The 17,910-nt window shown below is 66.9% G+C and carries 23 protein-coding genes and 1 pseudogene; 16 read left to right on the forward strand and 8 right to left on the reverse strand.

Annotated elements, in window-relative coordinates; genetic code table 11:
• Positions 1-41: 41 nt before the first annotated feature.
• From BJF85_RS18050 to BJF85_RS18085, 9 genes and pseudogenes are all read left to right on the forward strand, one after another.
• A complete protein-coding gene (locus tag BJF85_RS18050; RefSeq protein ID WP_020501051.1) occupies positions 42-440 on the forward strand; it encodes an SCP2 sterol-binding domain-containing protein in 399 nt (132 codons plus the stop codon).
• 237 nt (positions 441-677) lie between these two features.
• Positions 678-1,307, forward strand: coding sequence for a GntR family transcriptional regulator (locus BJF85_RS18055; protein ID WP_020501052.1), 630 nt, complete (start codon positions 678-680; stop codon positions 1,305-1,307).
• Positions 1,308-1,438: 131 nt separating this feature from the next.
• A complete protein-coding gene (locus tag BJF85_RS18060) occupies positions 1,439-2,296 on the forward strand; it encodes an alpha/beta fold hydrolase (RefSeq protein ID WP_020501053.1) in 858 nt (285 codons plus the stop codon).
• Positions 2,296-3,774 (forward strand): 4-hydroxyphenylacetate 3-hydroxylase family protein, encoded by a 1,479-nt coding sequence (locus BJF85_RS18065; protein ID WP_075849227.1) that lies wholly within the window; start codon positions 2,296-2,298, stop codon positions 3,772-3,774. The genes BJF85_RS18060 and BJF85_RS18065 overlap by 1 nt, the downstream gene beginning before the upstream one ends.
• Positions 3,771-4,301 (forward strand): annotated as a pseudogene (locus BJF85_RS18070) (SDR family NAD(P)-dependent oxidoreductase); the annotation flags it as partial. The gene BJF85_RS18065 and the pseudogene BJF85_RS18070, both read left to right, overlap by 4 nt.
• Positions 4,302-4,371: 70 nt before the next feature.
• Positions 4,372-4,533 carry an SDR family oxidoreductase gene (locus BJF85_RS30370; RefSeq protein WP_255375725.1) on the forward strand — a complete coding sequence of 54 codons (162 nt, stop codon included), beginning with the start codon at positions 4,372-4,374 and terminating at the stop codon, positions 4,531-4,533.
• Positions 4,534-4,542: 9 nt separating this feature from the next.
• Positions 4,543-5,019: a cupin domain-containing protein gene (locus BJF85_RS18075; RefSeq protein WP_026197883.1), complete on the forward strand. Its 477-nt coding sequence runs from the start codon at positions 4,543-4,545 to the stop codon at positions 5,017-5,019.
• 7 nt (positions 5,020-5,026) lie between these two features.
• Positions 5,027-5,902, forward strand: a complete 876-nt coding sequence (locus BJF85_RS18080) for a VOC family protein (protein ID WP_075849229.1) — start codon at positions 5,027-5,029, stop codon at positions 5,900-5,902.
• Between the two features lie 101 nt (positions 5,903-6,003).
• Entirely contained in the window at positions 6,004-6,993 is a 990-nt protein-coding gene (locus BJF85_RS18085) for a dihydrodipicolinate synthase family protein (protein ID WP_075849231.1), read from the forward strand.
• Positions 6,994-7,085: 92 nt separating this feature from the next.
• On the opposite strand, the gene BJF85_RS18090 is transcribed toward BJF85_RS18085, so the two are convergent.
• Complete coding sequence (locus BJF85_RS18090) at positions 7,086-8,243, reverse strand: lytic transglycosylase domain-containing protein (protein WP_222844579.1); 1,158 nt, start codon at positions 8,241-8,243, stop codon at positions 7,086-7,088.
• 96 nt (positions 8,244-8,339) lie between these two features.
• On the opposite strand from BJF85_RS18090, the gene BJF85_RS18095 reads away from it, so the two are divergent.
• Positions 8,340-9,284 (forward strand): 3-carboxyethylcatechol 2,3-dioxygenase, encoded by a 945-nt coding sequence (locus tag BJF85_RS18095; RefSeq protein WP_026197884.1) that lies wholly within the window; start codon positions 8,340-8,342, stop codon positions 9,282-9,284.
• Between the two features lie 98 nt (positions 9,285-9,382).
• Here BJF85_RS18095 and BJF85_RS30375 read toward each other — a convergent pair whose 3' ends face one another.
• Positions 9,383-9,649: a hypothetical protein gene (locus BJF85_RS30375; protein ID WP_255375726.1), complete on the reverse strand. Its 267-nt coding sequence runs from the start codon at positions 9,647-9,649 to the stop codon at positions 9,383-9,385.
• A gap of 12 nt (positions 9,650-9,661) precedes the next feature.
• Here BJF85_RS30375 and BJF85_RS18100 point away from each other — a divergent pair, with 12 nt between their 5' ends.
• From BJF85_RS18100 to BJF85_RS18120, 5 genes are all read left to right on the forward strand, one after another.
• Positions 9,662-10,615, forward strand: coding sequence for a LuxR C-terminal-related transcriptional regulator (locus tag BJF85_RS18100; RefSeq protein WP_255375727.1), 954 nt, complete (start codon positions 9,662-9,664; stop codon positions 10,613-10,615).
• On the forward strand, positions 10,545-10,904 hold the full coding sequence (locus tag BJF85_RS18105) for a hypothetical protein (protein ID WP_075849235.1): 360 nt from the start codon (positions 10,545-10,547) through the stop codon (positions 10,902-10,904). The genes BJF85_RS18100 and BJF85_RS18105 overlap by 71 nt, the downstream gene beginning before the upstream one ends.
• Complete coding sequence (locus BJF85_RS18110) at positions 10,897-11,412, forward strand: NUDIX hydrolase (RefSeq protein ID WP_083666519.1); 516 nt, start codon at positions 10,897-10,899, stop codon at positions 11,410-11,412. The genes BJF85_RS18105 and BJF85_RS18110 overlap by 8 nt, the downstream gene beginning before the upstream one ends.
• Positions 11,413-11,564: 152 nt before the next feature.
• Positions 11,565-12,785, forward strand: a complete 1,221-nt coding sequence (locus BJF85_RS18115; RefSeq protein ID WP_020501064.1) for a helix-turn-helix transcriptional regulator — start codon at positions 11,565-11,567, stop codon at positions 12,783-12,785.
• Positions 12,782-13,330, forward strand: coding sequence for a flavoprotein (locus BJF85_RS18120; protein ID WP_020501065.1), 549 nt, complete (start codon positions 12,782-12,784; stop codon positions 13,328-13,330). Before BJF85_RS18115 ends, BJF85_RS18120 begins: the two co-directional genes overlap by 4 nt.
• Positions 13,331-13,413: 83 nt before the next feature.
• On the opposite strand, the gene BJF85_RS18125 is transcribed toward BJF85_RS18120, so the two are convergent.
• The 6 genes from BJF85_RS18125 to BJF85_RS30390 all read right to left on the reverse strand — a co-directional run bounded on the left by BJF85_RS18125 (position 13,414) and on the right by BJF85_RS30390 (position 17,507).
• Positions 13,414-14,805 (reverse strand): helix-turn-helix transcriptional regulator, encoded by a 1,392-nt coding sequence (locus tag BJF85_RS18125; protein WP_020501066.1) that lies wholly within the window; start codon positions 14,803-14,805, stop codon positions 13,414-13,416.
• Between the two features lie 96 nt (positions 14,806-14,901).
• Positions 14,902-15,534 carry a PIG-L deacetylase family protein gene (locus BJF85_RS18130; RefSeq protein ID WP_020501067.1) on the reverse strand — a complete coding sequence of 211 codons (633 nt, stop codon included), beginning with the start codon at positions 15,532-15,534 and terminating at the stop codon, positions 14,902-14,904.
• Positions 15,531-16,370 carry a 5'-3' exonuclease H3TH domain-containing protein gene (locus BJF85_RS18135; protein WP_020501068.1) on the reverse strand — a complete coding sequence of 280 codons (840 nt, stop codon included), beginning with the start codon at positions 16,368-16,370 and terminating at the stop codon, positions 15,531-15,533. Before BJF85_RS18135 ends, BJF85_RS18130 begins: the two co-directional genes overlap by 4 nt.
• A gap of 17 nt (positions 16,371-16,387) precedes the next feature.
• A complete protein-coding gene (locus tag BJF85_RS30380; protein ID WP_255375728.1) occupies positions 16,388-16,633 on the reverse strand; it encodes a hypothetical protein in 246 nt (81 codons plus the stop codon).
• Positions 16,630-16,881 (reverse strand): hypothetical protein, encoded by a 252-nt coding sequence (locus BJF85_RS30385; RefSeq protein ID WP_255375729.1) that lies wholly within the window; start codon positions 16,879-16,881, stop codon positions 16,630-16,632. The genes BJF85_RS30380 and BJF85_RS30385 overlap by 4 nt, the downstream gene beginning before the upstream one ends.
• On the reverse strand, positions 16,839-17,507 hold the full coding sequence (locus BJF85_RS30390) for a glycosyltransferase family 4 protein (protein WP_255375730.1): 669 nt from the start codon (positions 17,505-17,507) through the stop codon (positions 16,839-16,841). Before BJF85_RS30390 ends, BJF85_RS30385 begins: the two co-directional genes overlap by 43 nt.
• Positions 17,508-17,618: 111 nt before the next feature.
• Here BJF85_RS30390 and BJF85_RS18145 point away from each other — a divergent pair.
• Positions 17,619-17,910 (forward strand): transposase (locus tag BJF85_RS18145; RefSeq protein WP_139320562.1); only part of this gene is annotated, 292 nt, incomplete at its 3' end.

Genomic DNA, 17,910 nt, shown 5'->3' on the forward strand with positions numbered 1-17,910 from the left:
CCAGTTGTCCGTCACGGAAGCGAACCGAAGGAGAGCACACCATGGGAACACCCGTCCTGTCGCCAGAGTGGATGAAGTCTTACGCAGAGCTGTGGAACACCACGGACGCGACGCGCGAGGGCCTCAAGGAGATGAGTATGGTCGTCGAATACCGGCTCGCCGAGAATGAGAGTCGCGCGGGCCAGATCGAGGTCAACGCCGGCGAAGTCGTGCGCGCCGGCACCCCTGCCGAAGGTGTGAAGCCGGACTTCCTGCTGACGGCGAAGGTCGAGACCTGGCAGCGCCTCGGCGCCGGCGAGCTGCCCGCCGCCAAGGCGATGGTCACCCGGAAGGTCAAGTTCCGCGGTTCCATGTCGGTGGCACTCGCCAACCTGCCCGGCCTCGAAGCCGCCATGAAGTTGTTCGGCCAGATCGACGACACCGACTGGTCGGTGGACTGACCGAGGTCGCTGTCCACGGCCTCGGCGTACCTGAAGCCGGAGCGGGAGTCCGCTCCGGCTTCAGCGCTGCCACCAGACGGCGGGAGACCGGCGCTCCACCCGGACCAATGACCGGCCACTGCAACCCGGCTCCCGCCCCAGCGCAGCCCGCTCGCCGTTGACACGCTAAAATCTCGGCGTGAGCGACAGTACGCAGCCCCGGCCTTCCCACACCGAAAGGCCGGATAGTCCATGCCCATGATCGCGTCAGTCACCAAAACAGACCAGATCTACCAAGCGCTCCTCACCCAGCTACTCGAGGGACGCCATCAATTCGGCGAGCTCCTCAGCACCTACGACCTCGCGACTGAATTCGGCGTGAGCCGCAGGCCGGTGATGGACGCGATGATGCGACTGGCCGCCGCCGGATTCATCTCGATCATTCCACAGGTCGGATGCCAGGTGACGGTCCCGGACGAACGCAAGGTGCGCGACCACTTCGCAGTGGCGGGCATCCTCGAAGGGGCGGGCGCACGGCTCGCAGCACTCACCGCCACCGACGCCCAACTGGCCGAAATCCACGACATGCTGGTGCGCGGCATCGGCCCGGCCAAGCGGAACGAAGCACTCGCCTTCGCCGCAGCCAACCGGGACTTCCACTCCGCCATATTGGCGGCCAGCGGCAACCAGCGTCTGACCGACCTGGCCATGGACAGCTGGGACCTCAACGACTTCTACCTCCAGAAGAACCGGTTGAGCACGGACCTGACGCGGGCGCAGACCGAGCACACAGAGATCGCGGAGGCGATCAAGCGCCGCGACGCGGACCGGGCCGGCAGGCTCATGGAGGAGCATCTTTCGCGGTTCTGGAAGTTCATGGAAGTGTAGTCACTCTCCCACCGAACGGGTGCGTGCCTACGACCATGGCAACCGTTTTCGCCATCGAGCGACGACAAGCTTGTTGCTTCTGAGATTCTAGTATGTCAAAATGGAGGCAGGTTGCGACAGGAAGGAATGCTGTGGAGCAGCACGTAAGCATCTGGGGCGATTTGGCGGGCGTCGAGTTGCGCCAGCGGACCGTGGACGCGGCCGGCATCGCCACCCGGGTGGTAGAAGCGGGTACCGGTCCGGCACTGGTCATGGTGCACGGCACGGGCGGGCATCTGGAGGCGTATTCGCGCAACGTCCGCGATCTGGCGAAGGAATTCCGGATCGTCCTCTACGACATGGCGGGGCACGGGCTTTCGGCGAAACCTGACCGGCCCTACACGATCGACTACCTCAGCGATCACCTGATCGCGCTGCTGGACGCGCTGGACATTGGAAAAGCGCATCTCTCCGGCGAATCGCTCGGCGGCTGGGTGGCGGCGTGGGCCGCGGCACACCACCCCGAACGGATCGATCGGCTGGTGCTCAACACTCCCGGCAACGTCACCAACAAGCCGGAGGTGATGGCCGGGCTGAAGGAATCGAGCATGAAGGCGGTCCGCGAAGCGAGCAGGCAGACCGTGCGCACCAGGGTCGAATGGCTTTTCCACGACAAGAGCCTCGTCACCGACGAGCTCGTCGACCTGCGGTTGCGGATCTACACCCAGCCGGGGTTCGAGGACGCGATGCGCAACATCCTCGCGGTGCAGGACTGGGAACACCGGCGCCCGTACGTCTGGTCCTCGGAGTGGTGCGGCCGCATCGTCTCGCCGACCCTGCTGCTGTGGACCGACCACGACCCGACGGCCTCCGTCGAGGAAGCCGCGCTACTGGAAGAGCTCATCCCCGGCAGCCGTCTCGAAGTCATCGAGGGCGCCGGCCACTGGCCGCAGTGGGAGAAGCCGGACCAGTTCAACGAGACCCACGTTAGGTTCCTGAAAGGAAAGTGATGACCGCACGAAACGGCACCGCGTACCTCGACCGGCTGCGCGCACACAGTCCCGAGCTGTGGGTCGGGGCCGAGAAGATCACCGACGTGGCCGGGCACAAGGCGACGTCCGGCGCCGCGGCCGAGATCGCCCGCCTTTACGACCTGCAGTTCCAGACCGACAGCATGCTCTTCGCGCCCGACGGCGGTGCTCCCAAGGAAGGCGTGCAGTTCCTGATGCCCCGCACTGCGGAGGACCTCGAGCTCCGCCGCGTCATGCACAAGCAGTGGGCGGATTCCAGCTTCGGCATGATGGGGCGCAGCACGGACTTCGTCAGCGCGATGCTGGTGGCGTGGAACGCCAACGCCGAGTTCTTCGGCGACGGCGCCGACCGGGTGCGCGCGTACTACAAGTACGTGCGGGACAACGACCTGTTCTTGTCCCACGCGCTGGCGGACCCGCCGGTCGACCGTTCGAAGCCGCCGTCGCAGCAGCCTGACCCCTACACCTACCTCGGCGTGAAACGCGAGACTCCGGACGGCATCATCGTGAGTGGCGCGAAGATGCTCGCGACGGCCGCGCCGTACTCCGACGAGATCCTGGTCTGGCCGTTCTCGCTACGGAAGTACGCGGCCGAGGAGAAGCCCTACGCCATCGCGTTCGCCATCCCGGCCGACGCGCCGGGCGTCCGACTGATCTGCCGCGAGCCGTTCGGCGGGGGGAATGCCTTCGATCACCCGCTGTCCAGCCGGTTCGACGAGATGGACGCCGTGATCGTGTTCGACGAAGTGCTGGTGCCTTGGGACCGGGTCTTCATCAATCAGGACTACGAGCGAGTGAACAAAATCTGGGCGATCAACTCCAACGCCTTCACCGGCGTCCAGACCTCGGTCCGGATGCTAGCGAAGCTCCAGTTCGTCGCGGGCATCGCCAAGCGCGCGACCGAGATCGTCAAGACCGACCAGTTCCCCCAGGTCCGCGACGCGCTCGGCGAGATCACCACCTACATCGAACTGACCAGGGCGGCCGTCCTCGCGGCCGAGTCCGGTGCACAGCGCAACGAGGAGGGCTTCCTGTTCCCCGACGTCCGCCCGCTCTACGCGATCCGCAACTCCGGGAACCGCTGGTACCCGCGGGTCCGGGAGATCCTGCAGCAGATTCTCGCCGGTGGCTTGCTCTACCAGCCAGCCGACGTAAGCGCGTTCGACTCACCGATCGCCGAGGACATCACCCGGTTCTACCGCGGCCCCGAGACGAACAGCCTGGACCGCATCGCGATCTACAAGGTGGCCGCCGATCTCGCGGTCTCCGCCTTCGGCGGCCGCCACGAACTCTACGAGCGGTTCTACGCCGGTGACCCGCTATTCCTCCGCATCAACACCCAGTTCAACCAGTACGACTGGACCGAACCGCTCGACCTGATCGATGGGCTGCTGGCCACGTCGATCGGGCAAGCCGGCGTCCTGTCCGGCGGCACTGGCGAGGGTGCTGCGGCATGAGGGTGCGCGGCCGGCGGGCCCTGGTCACCGCCGGGTCGAGTGGGCTCGGCGCCGCGATCGCGGCTTCTCTACGGGCAGACGGGGCAGAGGTCTTCATCACGGGAACCGGGCCGCACACCGGCGAGGTCGCCCGTGATATCGGTGCGGCGGACTGGGCGATTGCTGACTTCACCCAGCCCGGTGCCGCGGCCACCGCAGCCGCCGCCGCGCGCGAGGCGCTCGGCGGCATCGACATCCTGGTGTCTAACACCGGCGGCACGCGCGCGGCGAAGGCCTCCGAACTCTCGGAGGAGGACTGGGATTCGGCATACCGTCTCCTGCTGAACAGCGCGATCTCCCTGACCAGCGCGGTATTGCCGGCGATGTCGGCGGCCGGGTGGGGACGGCTGATCTACGTCACCTCGGTCGGCGTGGTCAAGCCGTTGCCACTGCTGCACCTGTCCAACGTGATGCGGGCCGGAGTGGCCGCGCTGGCGCGGTCACTGGCCGCCGAGGTGGCTCCAAACGGCGTCACCACGCACGTCATCGCCCCCGCCCACATCGACACGCCGCGGCGGCGCGCGCTCGCCGCGGCGCGCGCGCGGCGGCGACGTGCCGGTGGCCGAGCTGGAACAACGGCAGCTCGCCACCGAGTTGCCCATCGGCCGGTGGGGACGTCCCGACGAGATCGCCGAGCTGGTGACCCACCTCTGCTCGGACTTCGCTGGGTTCCAGACCGGGCAGACACACGTCGTCGACGGCGGGATGACCTCAACCTAGGGGAGAATTATGACAAATTTCGAGCAGTGGATGCACAAGCTCCACGAGATGAAGGACTACGACCCGGAGCGGTCGATGCCGGGCAACCTGATCACCCCTTCGGCGAGTGCCCGGTGGCTTGAGGAGGACGTGACCGGCAACCCCAGCCGGGTCGGAGTGCTGGCCGACCTGCCGGCGAAGTCGATGGAGTTCTACCTCCAGGAAATTCCGGCAGGCACGGCGACCGACCTCCAGCGCCATGTGCACGAGTCCGTGCACTGCGTGCTCGAGGGCAGCGGCTACTCCGAGATCGGACCGGAAACACTCCGGTGGTCGGCCGGGGACTTCGTCTACACCCCGCCGTGGGTCTGGCACCGGCACTACAACGACGGCACCGAACGCGTTCGCATGATCCTCGTCGAGAACTCGCGGCAACTCGATGGCCTCGGCATCAACCGGCGGGAAAGCGCCGGGAACATCTCTTACGACAAAGTGGATAGGAGTTGACCTACTGATGGGCATTTCACAGGTGGCTCACGCCGAACTCGCCGTAGCCGATCTGGACGAGGCGATCGGCTTCCACACCGACGTCCTCGGCATGCAGGAACTCGGCCGGTCCGACGGCGCGGTGCGGCTGTCCGTCGGTATCGACGGCGGCTGCGACCTGGTGCTGACCGCCGGCGGGACCGGGGTTCGGAAGTTCGCGCTGCGCGTCGACGACGTCGCCGACCTCGACCGCTACGCGAAGCGTCTCGCCGAAGCCGGCGTTGCGACCGAGACCCGCACTGACGAACACCCCGGTGTGGTCCAGTCGCTGCAGTTCCAGGCACCCTCCGGGCACGTCATGGAACTGGCGCTGCTCTCGACCGGACCGCAGTACATCCACCCGTCGAAGGCCCCTCACCGAGGCGGGATCCGCGCGCTGGACTTCGACCACATCACCGTGCAGGCACAGGACCCGAAACCGCTGGTCGACTTCCTGGTCGAGCTGCTGGACTTCCAGATCTCCGATATCATCGCCCCGGCGCCCGGAGTCATCGGAGCGGCCTGGTGCCGGGCCAGTACGCTGCACCACGACATCGCGATCATCTCCACCCCCGAAGCCGGTAAGTCGCTACACCACTACGCACTCGGGATGGAGTCGTTCGACCATCTCAAGCTGGCCGCCGACGAGCTCGCCCTGCACAACGTGCCGATCGAGGTCGGGCCGGGCCGCCACGGCGTGGGCGGCAACGTCTACACCTACTTCTGGGCCGCGGGCAACCGCTACGAGCTGTCGGCCGAGATGCCGCGGGTGCGCCGCAACGACCCCGTGGTGTGGGACGACTTCCCGAAGGCGTTCAGCCCGTGGGGGCTCCAGCCACCGGAGTCGTTCGGCCGCACTTCCTGAAAGTCCCCCAAAAAAGCCGGTTGGCCCGGCGGGTCAGTAAGCCCCCCCCACCTGACCCGCCGGGCCAAGCGCCCTTTCCCAGCGAGCACAAGGAGAGCCCCATGGCACAGAAGTTCGGTGTCGACGACGTGCGTGGCGTCATCGCCGTCGCCCCGACCCCCGCGCTGCCCGGGGCGGCCGAGCTCACCGCACGCGACACCGTCGACCTCGACGAGTCCGACCGGATGATCCGTGCGCTCGTCGCCGACGGCGTGGACGGGATCATCACCAACGGCACACTCGGTGAGATGGCGACCCTGACGCTGGACGAATGGCAGGCCTTCACCGCCTGCGTCGCGGACGCGGTTTCGGACACCTCATCGGACCTACCGTTGTTCGTCGGCGCGACCACCCCCAACACGAGGGACACCATCGACCGGATCCGCTTCCTGCGGGACCTCGGCGTGCGCGGGGTCATCCTCGGCCGTCCGATGTGGAGCGCACTCGGCGCCGACGCCCTGCTCGCCTTCTACCGGGACGTCGCGAACCTGTTCCCGGACATGGCGATCGTCCTCTACGACAACCCTGAGGCGTTCAAGGGGCCGATCCCGTCTGCGGTCTACGCCGAGCTAGCCAAGGTGCCCCAGATCATCGGTGCGAAGTACATCGCGATCACACCCAAGTTCACCGCGGACGTGGCCGCGGTCAGCGGGCGGCTCCGACTGCTGCCGCTGGAGAGCGACTGGCTCGCGGCCCATACGCTCCACCCAGAAACGTCACTCGGCTGCTGGAGCAGCAGCGCCCTGTGCGGCCCACAACCCGTGCTCGCCCTGCGCGACGCGATCCGCTCCGGCGACGTCGAGGCGGCACGGCACCTCACCCACCGCATCGAGTGGACCTACGAGCCTTTCCTCGCCAGGACGAACTTCGGCGAGTTCTCCAAGTACAACATCAGTCTCGAGAAGCTGCGCTTCGACGAGGCCGGCTACGTCACCGCAGGCCCCGTGCGCCCGCCGTACCACGTCGTCCCCGAGGCCTATGCCGAAGGCGCGCGGGAGAACGGCCGCCGCTGGCGCCGGCTCGTCGGCGAAGTCCGGGACTCGGACTCCTGAACCTCGCCAGACCGCGCTGTGCATGCGGCGCGGCCGGTCGATAAACGGACTGATGGCGCCGCCTCTGTAACTGGGCGGCGCCATCAGTCCGTTTATCGAGATTCAGATGCGCGGAGAGGGCCGAGGAGCCCACCCACCGTCTGCCCGACGGTCGTGACCACACCATCCAGCGGCGCCGACACGCTGACCGGCAGCTCGGCGATCGGTGCGGGTGCGGGAGTCGGTGCGGGAGTCGGTGCGGGTGCGGATCGAGCGGGCGGCTTAACCGGCTCGGCGGGCGCGGACCTCGCCGGAGCGGGGTCGGCCACACCACCGTGCGATGCCGAGGCTGGGCGAGCCGGAGCGCGGTCGACGTTCTCGCCGTGTGTCGGGTCCTGGTCTGCGTTTCCGGGCGCGTCCGGGACTGCGAACGACCCGGCGGAATAAGCTCGCATCCAGGCCATGACCTTGTTCAAATAATCCTCAGACCTGTTGTAACTGAGGATGGCACTGCGCAGTCCCGTCGCGGTTTTAAGGTCGCGATCGGCCGCGCCGAGATACCGCCCCGCCGACTCCGAGGAATCGTAGATGTTCTGCACATCAGCGTTGCCGTCACCCGATCCATCCGTGCCCCACTTTTCCCATGTCGACGGAATGAACTGCATTGGGCCGGCAGCACGTGCCCACTGCCCGCTCTGCCGGTCGACGATACTCGCGAAACCTGGCGAACCGTCCAGGGCGGGGCCGTAAATCGGGCGGACCATTGTTCCCTGTGCGTCAACGTCGCCACGTCGGGCGTGGTTCGACTCGATCTTGCCGATACCCGCGAGCAACACCCAAGCCAGGTGACAGCCCGGATTCTCGCGAGCTAGCAAGGTCTCGGCCCGACGGTAGGCGTCGAGAACCGTGGCCGGAATGCCCGAACTCGCACCAGGTCCGGTGGCAGCGCCGCGTCGGTGGCCCACCGGCGCGGCGAGCGGCGGCAGCACCGAAACTTCTGGGAGCGTAACTGGGAGCCGGGCCCCAGACACGAACGACCATGCCTGCGGAACCGGCGTGGTCGCCTGTGCCCGGTCCGTCGTGAAAAGGGGCAGGCGCCGCCCATCGGCGACGGGTTCGACCAGCAGCACCCCGCTGCCGACCACGACCGCGCTCGTCAGCGCGACTGCGGCGTAGGCGGCAGAGCTGATCCGGTGACATTTTTCCATCTTCCTTCGCTTTGTCCGAGCCCTGTGACTGCCTTTGCTGCGATTCCCGATCGATGCTGCCATGCCAGATGCCCTTCTGTTGCCTCGTCGAGACCAGGGGTGCTAAGATTCTAGCATGTTTCACCTGGAACATGAGTACAAAGAAAGGCTGGTGGCTCGATGCCCGTTGCTGTGTGCGCCCTGTCCCATTCGCCGCTGATCGGGTTCAACCATCCGGCGAAAGCTGTCGAGAAGCGAGTCGAGATGGCTTTCGACCAGGCGCGAAGTTTCATCGCGGAATTCGATCCAAACCTCGTTGTACTCTTCGCGCCCGATCACTACAATGGCTTCTTCTACGACATGATGCCGCAATTCTGTATCGGAACGCACGCCACCGCGCTCGGTGATTACAACACTCCGGCTGGCGAACTCTCGGTCGCCAAATCCGCGCGGACAATGGCCAAGGACGTGCTGGCGGCCGGGATCGATATCGCCGTGTCCGAACGGATGTACGTCGACCACGGGTTTTCCCAGCCGCTGCAGATCCTTTTCGACGGGCTCGACAAAGTTCCCGTCGTCCCCATCTTCATTAACTCGGTTGCCACACCACTCTGCCCCGTCGGCCGCATCCGGCAACTCGGCACGGCGGTCGGCCACGCGAGCGCACACATCGCCGAGCGGCGCGTGCTGTTCCTCGGCTCCGGCGGACTCTCGCACGATCCCCCGGTGCCGCAACTGGAAAACGCCACCGAAGAGGTCGCCGCCCGGCTGATCGACGGCCGTAACCCGACGCCTGAAGAGCGCGCACGGCGGCAGTCCAGGGTGATCGCCTCCGGTCTGGAGCTAGCCGCGGGCACGTCGTCGATGCGGCCGATCAATCCGGAGTGGGATCGACAGTTCCTTGATCTGATTTCGGCAGGCGAGCTCCAGCACGTCGACGCCTGGGACAACGCATGGTTCGCCGAGCAGGCTGGGAACTCCTCACACGAGGTGCGAACCTGGATCGCCGCGTACGCCGCGATGGCAGCCCGCGGGAATTACGTGATTAACTACCGGTTCTACGAGCCGGTACCAGAGTGGGTTGCGGGATTCGCCGTCACCACAGCCGTTTCCGCCGACGCCTGATCCTCAAGGCACAGCGCCGCGCCGGACGCGTTCGACGACGAGGTCACGAGCGGGTCCGCGCCCCGTGTCTCGTCCCGGCTTGAGAGGAAACCATGAAGTCAACGTTGACTCCGCCTCGGCTCGGCCGAGGGCACCGTATTCCCAAAGTCGTCTTGCGCGAGATCCGGGCGGTCACCGCACGAGCCCGGGCTCTGTTCGGCGGTGGTCCAGACCCGGACGTGGCCGACGATTTCGTTGCCGCGCAAGAGATTCTGGCCGAAATCGCCGAGCGGGTCGGCCAACGTGCCACCGCAGGCCATACCGGCGAGGTCCTGAACCTGTTCATCGAGGTCTCCGATGTCCGCGAGCGACTGCGACAGGCTCAACTCGAACTCCGCGTGAGAGTCCACACTCAAGTCCAGGAAGCATTGGACCGGTTGCAGGACGCGCGCTCGGTGGCCCGGCTCGTGGAACGCGTGCCGGAGGCCGTATGCCAGCTCGGCTTCGACCGAGCGCTGTTCTCCGAGATCCGCGAATCGGTGTGGATACCACAGTCCTGCACCGTGCTGGGTGATCCCGGCTGGGCTGCGGAGATCCTGCGGATCGGCCGCACGGAATCCCCGGTGCTGGACCGCACCCTCGTCGAGACCGAGGCCGTGCGCAGACGACGTGCGCTGCTCGTCGCGGATACGCAGCGCGAAGTACGTGGGCTCGCCTGCCTGGTCGAGGCCGCTCGAATGGAGTCCTATGTGGTCGCTGCCGTGCTCAGCGACGACGGCGTCCTCGGGCTGGTGCACGCGGACCGGCACGTCCAGAGGCGTCAGGTCGACGAGTTAGACCGCGAGGTGTTCGGCATGTTCGCCCAGGGGCTCGGCATCGTGTTCCGCCGCACCGTGCTGGTCGAACGCGTCCAGTCGCTGCGGACCGAGGTCGATCAGTTCACGATGAACATCGCCAACACCATGGACCGGATCCTGCGTACCGGCCTCCCGGCTGCACCGGTCATCGGTGACCCCGTGGCGCCGCCGCCCGGCCCGGTGCCGACCCGGTCCTTCGTGGAGTCCGCGCTCACCCCGCGTCAGCTGGAAGTACTCAGGCTTTTGGGCGACGGCAAGACCAACGCAGGAATCGCCACCCGGCTGACGATCTCCGAGGACACAGCCCCAAGTCCCACGTCAAGCACGCACCTCGCTTCCTTGCTCAACGACCAACAAATCCAGCGACTCGATGCCGAGATCACTGACTCGTCGGCAACCGCGCCGCGTGATGGAGGACGAACGAATGCACAACGACCGTGGCCGCGTGTTCCGCGAGGCGTGGATAGCCGGAGTCACCAAGCACTACCCCGGTGAGCCGAAGCCTGGCTACATCACCCCGTGGGACCAGACCCCGGACTGGGAACGCGACGCCGCGACCGCCGTGTACGACCAGGTCCTCGCCTTCATCAAGGCCACCGACGGCGCCACCACCAAACTGACCCCAGACCAGAAAGGCCGCTTTGTGGCGTTGTGCTGGATCGGCCAGATCTTCAAGCACTTCCCCGAGCCGAAGCCGTCGTACGTCGCGGACTGGAACGACTTACCGGACTGGCAGAAGGCGACGGACATCGACATCTTCGAGCGCATCGAACACGATGCCTGACCAGGCGACCATCGACGCTGCGGCCGTCGATGCCCGCCTTGCCGAGACCGAATTCGACGGCGCTCAGGCGTGGCTGCGCGCACGTTCGACCGCGTTGGAGCCGCTCGCGGCCGAGGTCTGGGTCACCGACCCGGAGCACCGCCACGTGCTGCTCGTGCGGCACCGGGTGCGAGGCTGGGTACCGCCTGGCGGAACCGTCGAGCCAGGCGAGACTCCTCGCGACGCAGCAGCCCGTGAACTCTTGGAGGAGACCGGCCTGCTGGGCAAGCTGCTGTCAGTGCCAGCGGCCGTCGCTGTCCGCTCTTTCCGCGCCGACTGGACGCCGACGCTGAGCCTGTCGTACGGAGCCGTCATCAGCCGCGACACGCCACTCGGCGGGGAGAAGGGACAGCCGCCGAAGTGGGTCGACCTGAACGAATCGTGGGAGAGCGTGTTCCCCGAGGATCGCGACCGAATCCGCGCGTATGTGCGCAGGCTCGCGGCAGGGCACGCGGTCGAGGCGCGCTGATCCCTTCAGCGGCCACCCCGCCCTGACGATTGCACGGGCGGCCTGGGTCATACGTCTGGACCTGAACGTCCGCCGTTGGCTGTTGACATGGCCGCTGATCAGGTCCGATCAACGCCGGGTAGCGTGGGCGAGTTAACGAATCAGGAGCGATCATGGCGATACGACGAGATGCCCTCGCAGCACGGCGCGAGGCTCTCGGGTTCACTCAGGAAACCCTCGCCCAGGCGCTTGGGGTGGAGCTCTCGACAACCGGGCGGTGGGAACGCGGAACGCTGACGCCCCAGCCCTGGAGGCGTCCGGATCTAGCCAAGTTGCTCAAGGTGTCCCTGGATGAACTGGACATCCTGCTCAATCCGCCGCAGACAATGGCGGCGGGCCGCTCCTCGGCGACGCGGCGCGAGGTCATGGTGGACGCGGCCCTTCTCGCCGGCGTGATCGCCTCCGAACACATGCTGGGCACCCACAGCGAGGAGCCCCTGCGCCAGCAGGCAACCCTCGTGAGCGCGTCAGCGCGGGTTACAGATCTCCATCGGAAGTATCAGGCCGCCCGCTATGGCGACGTTGCCCGGCGATTGCCTGAAGTCAATGCGGCAGTTGACGCCCTGGTAGCCGACGGACCAGCGCGAAAACGACGAGAAGCGCTCGGCCTGCAGTGCAGTGTGGCAATCGTGGCGGCCAAGCTGGCGACCAAGGCTGGCGACGGTGAGGCGGGTTGGGCCGCGGCTGAGCGGGCTCGGGAGGCGGCTGAGTCGGCCGAGGACACCTTTGGTCTCGCCGCGGCGGCATATCAGCGGGCGTGCGCTCTGCTGCGCGCGGGCGATAGCGAGAACGCCGAGCAGATAGCGGTCTCCGCCGCCGGTCTTCGAGGCCAGGATCCGCAGAGTGCAACCTGGCGAGGCGCGTTGACCCTGATCAGCTCGGTCATTGCCGCACGTCGCAACGACTTTGCCGCAGCGCGCGAGCGGCTCGATCACGCCGACGAACTGGCACGGTGGCTCGGCGCCGACGGCAACATCGGGTGGACCGCGTTCGGCCCAACGAACGTGCTGATCCATCGCACGTCAGTGGCAGTCGCCTTGAACGATCCCCGAGGTGCACTCGCGACGGCAGAGCAGTTGGACATCACCGCGTTGCCGGTCGGCCTGAATGGACGCCAGGCTCAGTTCCACCTGGACAGCGCGTGGGCGCACGCGCAGCTAGTCGAAGACCCGCAGGCGGTGATCCATCTGCTGGAAACTGAGCGGGTTGCACCCGAGCTGGTCCGGGCCAACCCGAACGCTCGCTCATTGATCGAGGACTTGCTCGCCCGCGAGCGCCGCCGTGACGTGCCGGCCTTGCGCGGTCTCGCCTTGCGCGCCGGAGTGGCCGCGTGAACGTCGATCCGCGGTGGATTTACCTGGTGACCTCAGCTGCCCCGCCGGTGTTGCGGCTCGAGGAATTCATACCAGCCCTGTACGCCGACGGCTGGGCGGTGTGCGTGATCGCGACACCGACTGCTGCGACGTGGATCGACCTAGACGCCCTGGCCGCAACCACTGGGTGCCTTACACGGGTGCACCCGCGACCGCCCCGGCAGCAGGAGGAATCGCTCCCGCGAGCCGAAGCGGTCCTGGTGGCCCCGGCGACGTTCAACTCGATCAACAAGTGGGCATCGGGCACCAGCGACACGCTTGCGCTGGGCGTGCTCAACGAGATGCTCGGTGCCGGAGTCCCGATCGTCGCAGCTCCGTGCGTCAAACCCGTACTCCGCCAGCATCCTGCTTACGCCGACAGCATCGCCCGGCTTGCAAATGCCGGCGTGGTGTTACTCGATCCAGACGCCATAACCGGGCGCACCGAGGACGGTCTGGCGACCTTCGACTGGTCGCAAATTATCGCAGCTCTGCGCGACGCAACCGGTTCTGTTGTGGACAGGTAGCGAGGCGCTTGTGCTGCGACGGTTAAGCTTTCCGTTGTCGTCGCGCACACTGCATCGACCGTCCAATGTAGATCAACGATGCCTCAATCACCCAGTAGCTGTTCTCGATCACGCCAGCCCAAGCGGAGCAAGGTGAGTGCACTGGCTGACAACCGGGGGCCAAGCCGGTCGATGGCCTCCGCTGTGAACGGCATGTCGGTTCGCCCGCCGCGGCCGATCACCCGTCCCTCGTCGTTGGTGTCCACGAGGTCGGCGAACAGTCGGTCGAATACCACGTCGTCGACCACGGCCACGGTCATCTGGACGGCCCCGAGTTCCAAGGGCTCCATCGCCAGGCCGTAGTGCCAGAGTCGAAGCCCACCCTCGGCCCGTGCTCGATCGAATGATCGGAACGGCTCCTCATGTGCGTAGTCGATCGGTCGGGACGTCGAGCCGTCGTGCTCGGGGTTTCCGAGGAACTCCTCAGAGAACTCGCGCATGATGTTGCGCCACAACGAGAAGTCGTTGCGCACGTCGGCCAGATCGACCGAGGATGGCTGGAATTCACCGGCTGGCATCACGTGGCACAGGCCGCCGCCGTCCGCGACTTTTCCGCCGTCACGCTCGTGCAGCACGAACCGGTGCTGACCGTCCGTCCGGTCACGCCGGATGGTCAGCGTGCTGATCCCCGGCGACATCAGCAGCCGCTGAGGGTCGAAAGGATCACCGATCGCCGCGCGCAAGGGAAGGGCGCTCCAGCCGGGCACTGAGCGGTTCGAGGCCAGCCACGCAGCCTTGAACTCGTGCGCGAGGGCCTGTTTGACATCGAACACCTCGAAGAAGGTGGTTGTTCCGAAACTCAGCTCCAATCCGTGATCGGACTGCAGGTCGAGTAGCCGGTAGCTCAGCCGGTTCTCCAGCAGCCGTGGGCGGACAAGATCCCGCACAGCTCGGCTGTAACCCGCGTACAGCTCGCCCCGGTCGGTCAGCGGCAGGACGTGCTCCAACGATCCCAGCGGGCGAGTCGGTCGCTGCCGGTCGGACCACGCCAGCCGCACCGACTCCAAGGGGACTGGCTGCTCAAGCAGCCAGCCGGGACCGGCGAGCACGTGACCGCCGGGTGCCCGTTGTGATTCCGGATAGAGCCAGGCCGCCAGTTCGGTCAGCTCGCGGCCTCGTACCCCTGGCGCGTTTCGCACGTGGAGCCATTCCTGCTGGCTGCGCCGTACGTCCGCTGGAGTGGCCTTATTCGATGTCGGGGTGGCAGACCTGGAGCCGGTCTGGCGTTTCGTCCGGTGCAGGATGTCGTCGAGTTCAGCGAGGGAGATCCGCAGGCTTGTCGCGAGGTCCGGTCGTTGCCATGGCTGGGGTGCTTGGGTACCCCGTTCCCATCGGCCGATGGTGCCGCGGTCGATACTCAGTTGCTCGGCGAGGCTCTCCTGCGTGAAGCCGGCGGCCAGGCGGTACGCGGCCAGCGGACTCACCGACTCGCCCATCAGCAGACCACCCCGTCAGTCACCGGCGCATCGTACCGACATCTCACGTATGCGCAGGTCACAGGGGTTGCACGGAACCCCTCGATCGGAGCCTGGTCACAATGTCGACGCCGCTGGGAGGCGGCCGAGGATGGGCACCGGTACGAAGTTCTCCGCGTAGTGCACGCCGATTCGGGAGCCCCATAGCTGGGCGAGGGTCTCTGCCATGGGGCCGAAGTGGTCGCTGATCGGCTGAGAGTTGTGGACCGCGAGCGCGCGCTTCTTGATCTCGTAGGTATCGGTGATGTCGATGATGGTGTGCGCGGGTACGGGGCCATCGGCGGTCAGGCTGTTGTAGGTGTCGGCGGTGTAGACGCGGCGTGGGTGGCCGGTGGCGATGACGACCTCGGGCAGGGCGGCGACGAGCGTTTCAGCGAGATTCCGGTGGTCGGGGTGAACGTCGCGGAGGGGGTGGGTGATGACGATCTCGGGTCGGACGGCGAGCAGCAGTTCGCGCAGGGCCGTCACGGTGGGTTGGTCGTACTGGTACAGCTTGGCCCCCAGGATCGCCGCTCCGGCCGCTGCTTCGGCATCCCGCACTGGTTCGGGGTGGTGCGGGATCGCGATGGTGACGGCGGCGCCGGAGGCGGAACAACGGGCGAGGGTTCCGCCCGCCCAGAGTTCGGCATCGTCGGGGTGTGCCATCACGGTCAGCACCGACGCCGGAGCGGTGAACGGCGAGGCGGTCACCAGAGCCCGAGTTTCTCGATGACGTCGGCCGGCTTGGGCAGCTCGCGCGTGGGGTGGCCGGTCGGATGGTGTGGGAGATCGAGGTCGGTGCGCATCCGGATGAGGTCGCGCCAAGCGAGCACCTGCTCCCAGGCGTCGGTGACCCTGGTCTTCTTCGCCCCGGTCAGTCGTCCGGAGGTGAGAAGCTGGTCGAGGCGCAGCCCGCCGGCCAGGAGCTTGGCGGCCGTGCCTTCACCGATCCCCTTCACCCCTGGGATGTTGTCTGCGGAGTCGCCCTTCAGCGCGCAGAAGTCGGGCCACTGGTCCGGTGTGACGCCGTAGCGGTCGACGACCTCGGCCGGGCCGATGTGCCGTCGGCCGCGTTTCATCACGGTGTTGAGCGCGTGAACCCGGTCGTCGACGAGTTGGTAGAAGTCGCGATCGCCGGACATGATCCGCACCTGCCGCTCGGGGGCCTGATTGCGGGTGGCCTTGACGAGGGTGGCGATCACGTCGTCGGCCTCGGCGGTGTCGATCTCGATCCAGGCGATGCCGTAGTCGGTCAGTGCCCGCTGGACGTGCGGGATCGCGCGCAACGGTTTGAGCGCGGCCTCGTCGAGGACGCGGTTGGCCTTGTAGTCGGCGTCGCTGTCCTTGCGCTCGGCCGCACCGTGCTCGCCGTCGAACACCACGAGCACCTCGGGCGGCTCGGGCAGTTCTTCGCGGATGGCGACGCGCAGGAGCGCGAAGAACCCGAACTCGGCAGTCAGGTCGCGAGTCTTGTCGCGGGAGAGGATCGCGGCGGGGAACCCGAACGCCGCGCGCCAGAGGAGGTTGTGACCGTCAACCAGGAGCAAAGGGACGCCAGCAGGCATCACCGCACCGCCTTTACAAATGTCTCGGCGACTGTGGTGGGCAGATAGTCCCGCGAGCGGTAGTACGCAGCCCTGGATAGTTCGGCGTAGCGTAGCGGATCTTCGAGCAGCTGCTCGGCGGCGCGCCACAGGCCACACTCGCCCCACAATCGAGGGACGATCACCCCACCGGCCCCGTCGCCGGTACCGACCAGGGCGGGCAGGTTGCCCACGTCGAAGGCGACCACCGGGGTGCCGACGCTCATCGCCTCGAGCGCGACCAGCCCGAAAGTCTCGCGCAGCAGGGCACGATCACCACCGCGGCCTGCGCGAGCCAGGACGGCACCTGGTCCCAGGTCAGGCCGCCGCCGTGGATGGTGCCGAGCCTGAGGTGGGCCGCCGAGTAGCGGCACTTTTCAAGTTCAGCCGCCTGGCCGCCAGCGGTGATCTCGAATCCGGCCTCGCCGACGATCACCTCGACCGTCCGGTCGACCAGGCGCCCGGCATCCAGCAAGGCCCGGACGTCTTCTCCGGCCCGAGCCGAGCCAGGATCCGGATCGGGCCGTGCCGACGCAGCGCTTCCCGTCGTGAGTCGGCTGGCGGTGTGTGGTCATGGAGCAGGGCGTTGGGCACAACCTGCCAACGGTCAGTGTCGTACCCGCGATCGTGCGCCTGGCCGAGCACCGTCTGGGACGGCGCGATGACCAGGTCGGTGCGGTCCAGGGCAGGCTGGAGGTCTTGGTCGTGGCCGACGACGTGCATGGCCAGTACCGAGCGTGCCCGGCTGACCGGCGCGGCTCTGCCGAGGCCCCACAAGCCGTCGGTGTAGATGGCGACGTCGACCCGGTGCTTGCGGTACAGCTCGCACAGTTCGGCGGCGAGCAGGGCGTCCTGGCCGTGGGTGCTGATCGCGTCGCGGAGTTCATCGTCGTCGCAGGGGAAGTCGACGCCCACCGAACACACCCTCACCACGTCGTCGTCAGGGGTGCCGATCGGAGCGGCAGTCAGGATGAGGCTGCGGTGGCCGAGCTGGCGCAGTCCGTGGGCGAGGGCGGCGGTGGCTCGTTCGATCCCGGCCGGCGCGTTCGGGGTGTAGGAGGCCAGGAGGAACGCGATGGTCAGCGGAGGCGGGCTAGGCATGGCAGAGGGCCTCCTCCGGGCGTGGCAGAGGGGTGGTGTCCTGGTCGGCGGGCGGCTTTTTGAACCGTACTGGGTCTTGTTCCGATCTATGTGATTCAGGAGGATCGGATTATGACCAGGAACAGAACGTCTTATACCCCGGAGTTCAAGGACCGGGCGCTGCGGATGATGGAAGATCACCGCAGAGTGCAGGAATCCTCGCGATGGAGGGCTGCTGAAGCCACAGGTGAGAAACTCGGCGTCTCACCGCACACGCTGCATAACTGGGCCAAGCAATCACGCAGGGATGCTGGGGAAGAGCCCGGTCCCTCCAGTGATGAACTCGATGAGCTGAAGCGGCTACGGCGTGAGAACCGCGAGTTGAAGAGAGCCAATGAGATCCTGAAGTCTGCTTCGGCGTTTT

The organism is Saccharomonospora sp. CUA-673, assembly GCF_001942305.1.
In the GTDB taxonomy this organism is placed as follows: domain Bacteria; phylum Actinomycetota; class Actinomycetes; order Mycobacteriales; family Pseudonocardiaceae; genus Prauserella.

Bases quoted from the DNA above. Each gene is read 5' to 3' on its own strand.
- BJF85_RS18075 (WP_026197883.1), top strand. From the start codon at position 4,543: ATGACAAATTTCGAGCAGTGGATGCACAAGCTCCACGAGATGAAGGAC.
- BJF85_RS30390 (WP_255375730.1), bottom strand. From the start codon at position 17,507: ATGCCTAGCCCGCCTCCGCTGACCATCGCGTTCCTCCTGGCCTCCTAC.
- BJF85_RS18065 (WP_075849227.1), top strand. From the start codon at position 2,296: ATGACCGCACGAAACGGCACCGCGTACCTCGACCGGCTGCGCGCACAC.
- BJF85_RS18095 (WP_026197884.1), top strand. From the start codon at position 8,340: ATGCCCGTTGCTGTGTGCGCCCTGTCCCATTCGCCGCTGATCGGGTTC.
- BJF85_RS18050 (WP_020501051.1), top strand. From the start codon at position 42: ATGGGAACACCCGTCCTGTCGCCAGAGTGGATGAAGTCTTACGCAGAG.
- BJF85_RS18105 (WP_075849235.1), top strand. From the start codon at position 10,545: ATGCACAACGACCGTGGCCGCGTGTTCCGCGAGGCGTGGATAGCCGGA.
- BJF85_RS18080 (WP_075849229.1), top strand. From the start codon at position 5,027: ATGGGCATTTCACAGGTGGCTCACGCCGAACTCGCCGTAGCCGATCTG.
- BJF85_RS18115 (WP_020501064.1), top strand. From the start codon at position 11,565: ATGGCGATACGACGAGATGCCCTCGCAGCACGGCGCGAGGCTCTCGGG.
- BJF85_RS30380 (WP_255375728.1), bottom strand. From the start codon at position 16,633: ATGAGCGTCGGCACCCCGGTGGTCGCCTTCGACGTGGGCAACCTGCCC.
- BJF85_RS18085 (WP_075849231.1), top strand. From the start codon at position 6,004: ATGGCACAGAAGTTCGGTGTCGACGACGTGCGTGGCGTCATCGCCGTC.
- BJF85_RS18125 (WP_020501066.1), bottom strand. From the start codon at position 14,805: ATGGGCGAGTCGGTGAGTCCGCTGGCCGCGTACCGCCTGGCCGCCGGC.
- BJF85_RS18110 (WP_083666519.1), top strand. From the start codon at position 10,897: ATGCCTGACCAGGCGACCATCGACGCTGCGGCCGTCGATGCCCGCCTT.
- BJF85_RS18090 (WP_222844579.1), bottom strand. From the start codon at position 8,243: ATGGCAGCATCGATCGGGAATCGCAGCAAAGGCAGTCACAGGGCTCGG.
- BJF85_RS18055 (WP_020501052.1), top strand. From the start codon at position 678: ATGATCGCGTCAGTCACCAAAACAGACCAGATCTACCAAGCGCTCCTC.